A 6,331-nucleotide genomic window follows, 5' to 3' on the forward strand; every position below is an offset into this window, starting at 1 on the left:
TCCGGGCGTAAGGCCAAGGTCTGGGAGAAACCTACGGCCCTGAAATTCCGACTGCTCAACTCAGGTATTTCTAGACCCCGAACGCGGCGCCATCAAGGCGACCGGCCCGCAAGCTTTCTCACAGGGCTGAGAGAAGCGCTTCCAGCACGGCCATGTCCGGAGGCGGCGGGCTCTCGAACCGCAGGCTCTCGCCGGTCACCGGATGGACGAAGCCCAGGACGGCGGCATGGAGCGCCTGGCGCTTCAGGCCGGCTTGCGCCATCGCCTCGCGCACGGGGGCCGCGGGCGGTCCGGAGCCATAGGTCGGGTCGCCCAGGCAGGGGGCGCCCTTGGACGCCAGATGGACGCGGATCTGGTGGGTCCGCCCGGTCTCCAAACGACAGGACACCCGCGCGGCCAAGGGCCTGGCTTCCGGACCGAAGGCGCGCTCGACGACGTAGTGGGTGATCGCCTCGCGGCCGCCGGACTTCAGCACCGCCATCTTCTTTCGGTCGCTGCTGGAGCGGCCGATCCGCGTGACGATCGTCCCCTTGGGCGGCTGCGGAGCGCCGCGCACGAGGGCGACATACTCCCGCTCGATGTCGTGGGCGGCGAATAGGGCCGAGAGCCCCTGATGGGCGGCGTCGCTCTTGGCGGCCACCAGGATTCCGGAGGTCTCCTTGTCGATGCGGTGAACGATGCCCGGCCGCGCCACCCCGCCGATGCCCGACAGGCTGGCGCCGCAATGGGCCAGCAGGGCGTTGACCAGGGTGCCGGTCTCGTTGCCGGGCGCCGGATGGGCGGCCATGCCGGCGGGCTTTTCCACGACGATCAGGTGGGCGTCCTCGAACAGGACCACGAGCGGGATCGCCTCGGGCTGCGGATCGGCGGGCAGGGGCGGGGGGATCAGCAGGCGGTAGTCCCCGGCCTGGGCCTTGGCCGAGGCGTCGGAGAGCGTGACGCCGTCGCGGCTAATCTGGCCCTGGGCCAGCAGGGCCTGGATGCGGGCCCGGGAGAGGTCTGGGAGTTGCTCGGCCAGGGTCTTGTCCAAACGACCGCCCGCCGCCTCGGGGGCGAGCGTCACCAGCCGCGCGAACGCCTCATCGAGGGCCGCGTCGTCATCTTCAGGATCCGGCGCGATCACCCTTGCAGGTTTCCGCCCAGACTGAGGCCCTTGGACAGGCTGTTGGCCCAGCTCGACAGCAGGAACATTTCACCGACCCCCGCCGCGGCCGGGGTCGGGCCGATATCGCGGATCAGGTGGTCGCGCATGGCCGGCGGGCAGGTCTCTTCGGTGGCGGCGGTGTCGCGGGCGAGCAGTTCGCCATAGGCCGCGTCGTCGGCTTCGCGGTCGCCGCTGAGGTCGCCCAGGCGCTCCAGCACCACCGGATAGGCCGAGGGCGTGCGCGCGGCGTTCAGCGCCGCGGCGAGGATCAGGCCGTCAAGCTGCACGGCCTTGTGCAGGGACACCCCATTGAAGATGAGGAAGACCGGCGTCTGGCCGACGGTATCGAACAGGATAGCGAAGAGCTGGCCTTCGACCGGAAGCATCCAGCCGTCGAACAGCAGGCCCGAGCCCCCCATCTTGAACTCCAGCAGGCCCTCGGACCCGCGGCGGATCATGCCGTAGTCGTGGAAGATCTTTCCCGGCATGGCGATGGACGGGCGTGTGCTGCGCCAGAAGCCCTCGTAGGTCGCCGCCCGCCGCTCGGTGACCATGCGCACCAGGTCGAGGCCCGGCAGCGGAAGGCCCATATGATGGCCGTTGGATTTGGCCTGCGCGGCGGCTCCGTTGGCGGGCTCCAGTCCGAACACCCGGGCCAGACCGTCCACATCGCGATCCCAGTCCAGCATGGTGAAACCGTCACGCTTGGTGGCCACCAGCCGAGTCAGGTTCTCCAGGTTGTGGGCCGACGGCGTCACGGCCCCTGACGCCCAGCGACCGACCAGCGACTTATCGACGCCCAGGTCCGCGGCGAGACGGCCGCGGCTCATGGAAAGCGCCTTCAAGACGAGGTCCAGTTTCTCTGAGAAGGGGGTGGAGACGTGCATGACGTTCCATGATTCCACAGTTGCGCCGAAATGCAACTTCACATGCAACCGTTGCGCATCGTCGTGCAACGGGTTGCGCGTTTATTGTGCGGGGGTTGAATCCGGAGTCTGCAACCGTTGCGCACGCCGTCGCGCGTCGCTGCATCTGCGCGCTGTCGTCGCACCCTTCTACACATCGTCTCAACGGAACGGCGGCGCAGACCGCCGGGATCGGAAGGAAACAGACGATGAAGTACGTTCCGCTGGCCTTCGCCGCAGCCTGCCTGGCCGGCGCCCTGACCATCGTCATCGTCGCCCCGGCGCACGCTGCGCCGGCTACGGTTTCCGCCCCTTCCGCGCAAGCCATTCCCGCGTCCTCGGGCGCGGGTCCAACCGAAATCAGAACTGCGGACCCGGCCAGAAAACCGGGGTGACGCCCACGGGCCTAGAGCAGTTCTGCGATGATCCGGTACCCCACGACGGATCATCTTCACCGGAGGCGACGGCGGCGCCTAGCGCCACCGCGGACGTCGTCGTCGTCCTCCGCGTGCGAAATCGATCGGGGCGGTATTCGAGACGCCGATGTCCTGGGGGGTGTCGGCGCTAGAGCGGATCGACGGCGCCGGTGCGCCGCTCGCACGGGCGCGGCTCGTGACCGACCCCGACACCTCGTCAGGCTCCGGCTCGCCGGGGACTGGTCCGGGGAGCCCAGGCCATGGGGGTGGCTCTCGGGCTCCCCGGATATTCCTAGCTGGTCGCCTCTTCCTCGCGGCCGGTGATCGAGCCCTCGGTGAACAGGTATTCCTTCAGCTGTTCGTTGAACTCGGCGTCGTTGCGCCGCACCCACTCCAGCGCCATCGAGGCGTGCTCGATCTCCTCGCGGGCGTTGTGCAGCAGGATCTTCTTCAGTTCGGGATCGTCGCAGTCGTCGGCCCGTTGGCGGTACCAGTCCACCGCCTCCAACTCCTCGATCAGCGAGGCGATGGCGTAGTGCATGTTGAGTGTCTTTCCCGACAGCTTCTCGCGCGGGACATGTAGGCCTTCGCTGGACATGTGGGCGTCATCCTCCTCGACTAGGTTCGGCATTGAGCTTAGCTGGAACGCGCTGGGGAGTATCGGGATGCGGATTGATAGACGTCGGGCGCTGGCCCTGCTGGGTTTCGGAGCGGCCGCGACGCCGGTCGTGGCGCGGGACGCCTATTCCGGCGCGGTGACCTTCAATCACGGGGTGGCTTCCGGCGATCCGCTGGCCGACCGAGTGATTCTCTGGACGCGCGTGACCCCGGCCGACCCCGCCGCAGGCGACATCGCCTACCGCTGGACGCTCAACCCGATTGACCGCCGCGCGGGCGGGGCGAAATCGGGCCAGGGCCTCACAGGTCCGGCGCGAGACTGGACCATCAAGGTCGACGCGACGGGCCTCGACGCCGGCCGCGCCTATACGTTCGAGTTCGAAGCCAACGGCGTCAAATCGCCCATGGGCCGCACCCGCACCCTGCCCAGCGGGCCGACCAAGGACGTGGTCCTGGCCGTCGCCTCCTGCTCGCTCTATCCGAACGGCTATTTCAACGCCTACGACGCCATCGCCAAACTGCCGCGCGTCGACGTCGTCCTGCACCTGGGCGACTACATCTACGAGTACGGGGGCGAACGCTCCTACGGCATGAACTCAGCGGTGGCCGCCGAGCGGCCGCATGACCCGGCGCATGAGATCCTGAGCCTGGCCGACTACCGCCGCCGGCACGCCCAGTACAAGTCCGATCCTCACCTGCAGGCGGCGCACGCCAGGGCGCCGTGGATCGTGGTTTGGGACGATCACGAAACCGCCAATGACAGTTTCATGGACGGCGCGCAGAACCACAGCGCCGAGACCGAAGGCGCCTGGGTCGATCGCAAGGCGCGCGCGGTGAAGGTCTACTATGAGTGGATGCCCATTCGCGAACCCGCCGACGGCGGGGCGGCCATCCACCGCAGTTTCCAGTTCGGCGACCTGGCCAGCCTGTTCATGCTGGAGACCCGCATCACCGCGCGCGTCAAGCAACTGAACTATGAGAGCGACCTGCCCGAGCCTGGCGGCCCCACCGAGGTCGCCGCCTTCAAGGTCAAGCTCGCCGACCCGTCACGCAGGATGATGAGCCCGGCCCAGGAAGCCTGGCTTGGGGCCGGACTGAAGGACTCCGTCAAGGCCGGCCGCGTCTGGCAGGTCATCGGCAACGAGGTGGTGATGGGCCGACTGATGGCCCCCAGCCTGAAAAAGGAACTCGGCGAGGCCAAGTTCGCCGAAGTGCTGGCCAAGGAGACGGACAACGGCCGGACCCGGATCGCGCGGTTGGAACGTCTGGCCAGTCTCGACCTGCCCTACGGCCTGGACATGTGGGACGGCTATCCGGCGGCCCGCGAGCGGCTGTACGGCCTGGTCAAGGACGCCCAGGCCCACACAATCGTCCTGGCCGGCGACAGCCACGCCTTCTGGGCCAATGAGTTGCACGACGCGGATGGGCAGCGACGGGCGGTGGAGTTCGGAACCACCGGGATCACCAGCCCCGGCGGCGGGGACGCTATCAAGAGCTTCTCGGTGGGCGAGGTGTTCGCCTCGGCCAATCCGGAGGTGATCTACTCGGAACAAGCCGCCAAGGGTTTCGTGTTGCTGACCCTCACCCGGGATGAGGCCAAGGCTGAGATGATGGCGGTCTCGACCATCGTTTCCAAGGCCTACGAGACCCGTGTGCTGAAGACGTTCCGCGCGAAGCCGGAGGCGGGCGGCGTCTCGACCCTGGTCGAGACCTAGCGCCGGTCCAGCGCCAGCCGCAGCCCGAAGGCGACGAAGACGCCGCCCGTGATCCTGTCCAGCCAGCGCACGACCGCGGCCTTGCGCAGAGCGCCGGCGATCGGCTGAGTCGCGGCGATCAGCAGGGCGAACCAGGCCAGGCCCATGACCCCATGGATGGCGGCCAGCAGAAACATGAACGGCCCGGCGCTCACATCCTCGGGGGTGAACTGAGGGAGGAACGATACGTAGAACACGCCGACCTTCGGATTGAGCAGGTTGGTCAGCAGGCCGCGCCGCATCCAAGTCAGACCCGTGGCGGGCGGGGCGAGGGTCGCAGCTTCGGCCTCAAAGCGGTCGCGGGGCTTGAGGATGAGGTTGACGCCAAGCCAGAGCAGATAGGCCGCCCCCAGCCACTTCAGGATCGTGAAGGCGGTCTGTGAGGCCGCCAGCAGGGCGCCGACGCCGAGCGCGACTGCCGCCCCCCAGGCCAGGCAGCCCAACACCACGCCCAGGGCCGCCAGCGCCGCGCGCCTGGGTCCCTCGACCGCGGCGGTGCGCAGGACCAGCGCGGTGTCGAGGCCCGGAGTCAGGGTCAGCAGGCCAGCGGCCAGGGTGAACGCGATCAGGGCCTCGCCGAGGCTCACGGACGGTCCTTCAGCTTGCCGTTCTCGACCACCCGATAGAAGCAGTTCCGCGCCCCGGTGTGGCAGGTTCCGCCGTCCCCCTCGGGCGTGACCTTGAGCAGGATGGTGTCCTGGTCGCAGTCGATGCGCACCTCCTCCACCAGCTGGATCTGGCCGCTGGTGGCGCCCTTGTGCCAGAGCTCGTTCCGCGAACGGCTGAAGTAATGGACCTCGCCGGTGGCCAAGGTTCGCTCCAACGCCTGGGCGTTCATGTAGGCGAGCATCAGAACCTCGCCGGTCTCGGCGTGGACGGCGATGGCGGGGATCAGCCCGGCGGCGTCGAACCGGGGCGCGAGGACGTCTCCCTTTTCGAGGATGTCCTTGGTGCTGGCGGTGGGGAAGGTGGGTTGCTTCATGCCTTGCTATAGCCCTGGTTGAGGGCGAGGGGGAGGCGAACCGTTCGAGCGCCGGAGGAAGATTTGACCGCCAGCCGCCGCACCCTGCTCGCCGCCGCCGCCGCGCTGGCGCTTCCAAGCGTGGCATCGACCGCCCCGAAGCGAGCCAAGGGGCCCAAGGCCTGCGTCGGCCGCGTCGCCTATCGGGGACCCCCGCTCCGCGCCCAGCTCGGCGCCTGGCAGCTGGAGGCCGCGGCCAAGGCCGGGAGTTCGCGGTTGGCGCCCATCACCAGCGACCGACTGGAAGCAGCCTTGGAACAGGCGGCCGGCAAGATGCGGACGAAGGCGCTGACCGCTGCCCTGGCCACCTCCGACGGCGCGATCTGGACGCAGACCCTGGCCGGAGCGCCGGGCGATCCCCTGCCCGGCCGCTTTTTCTGGGCCAGCGTCGGCAAGGCCTATGCGGCCACGGCGATCCTGCAGATGGTCGAGGAGGGCAAGCTCAGCCTGGAGGCGACCCTGGACCGCTGGGC

At 68.7% G+C, this 6,331-nt stretch carries 7 protein-coding genes; 2 read left to right on the forward strand and 5 right to left on the reverse strand.

Features of this window, described 5'->3' with window-relative positions:
- Positions 1 to 118 precede the first annotated feature (118 nt).
- The 3 genes from RMO04_RS15125 to RMO04_RS15135 all read right to left on the reverse strand — a co-directional run bounded on the left by RMO04_RS15125 (position 119) and on the right by RMO04_RS15135 (position 3,063).
- On the reverse strand, positions 119 to 1,120 hold the full coding sequence (locus tag RMO04_RS15125; protein WP_405041511.1) for an RluA family pseudouridine synthase: 1,002 nt from the start codon (positions 1,118 to 1,120) through the stop codon (positions 119 to 121).
- Positions 1,120 to 1,974: a helix-turn-helix transcriptional regulator gene (locus RMO04_RS15130; RefSeq protein ID WP_309645600.1), complete on the reverse strand. Its 855-nt coding sequence runs from the start codon at positions 1,972 to 1,974 to the stop codon at positions 1,120 to 1,122. The genes RMO04_RS15125 and RMO04_RS15130 overlap by 1 nt, the downstream gene beginning before the upstream one ends.
- Before the next feature lie 783 nt (positions 1,975 to 2,757).
- A complete protein-coding gene (locus RMO04_RS15135; RefSeq protein ID WP_309645601.1) occupies positions 2,758 to 3,063 on the reverse strand; it encodes a ferritin family protein in 306 nt (101 codons plus the stop codon).
- A gap of 67 nt (positions 3,064 to 3,130) precedes the next feature.
- Here RMO04_RS15135 and RMO04_RS15140 point away from each other — a divergent pair, with 67 nt between their 5' ends.
- The gene (locus RMO04_RS15140; RefSeq protein WP_309645602.1) at positions 3,131 to 4,798 is read left to right on the forward strand and encodes an alkaline phosphatase D family protein; all 1,668 of its coding nucleotides are present in this window, start codon (positions 3,131 to 3,133) and stop codon (positions 4,796 to 4,798) included.
- On the opposite strand, the gene RMO04_RS15145 is transcribed toward RMO04_RS15140, so the two are convergent.
- Together RMO04_RS15145 and hisI are read right to left on the reverse strand one after the other, a co-directional pair.
- Positions 4,795 to 5,424 (reverse strand): LysE family translocator, encoded by a 630-nt coding sequence (locus RMO04_RS15145; RefSeq protein ID WP_309645603.1) that lies wholly within the window; start codon positions 5,422 to 5,424, stop codon positions 4,795 to 4,797. The two genes, RMO04_RS15140 and RMO04_RS15145, sit on opposite strands and share 4 nt — an antisense overlap.
- On the reverse strand, positions 5,421 to 5,819 hold the full coding sequence (hisI, locus tag RMO04_RS15150) for a phosphoribosyl-AMP cyclohydrolase (protein WP_309645604.1): 399 nt from the start codon (positions 5,817 to 5,819) through the stop codon (positions 5,421 to 5,423). The genes RMO04_RS15145 and hisI overlap by 4 nt, the downstream gene beginning before the upstream one ends.
- Positions 5,820 to 5,882: 63 nt before the next feature.
- On the opposite strand from hisI, the gene RMO04_RS15155 reads away from it, so the two are divergent.
- The coding region (locus RMO04_RS15155) for a serine hydrolase (protein WP_309645605.1) at positions 5,883 to 6,331 on the forward strand (449 nt) is incomplete at its 3' end.

It is taken from the genome of Phenylobacterium sp. (genome assembly GCF_031412415.1).
Classification (GTDB): domain Bacteria; phylum Pseudomonadota; class Alphaproteobacteria; order Caulobacterales; family Caulobacteraceae; genus Phenylobacterium.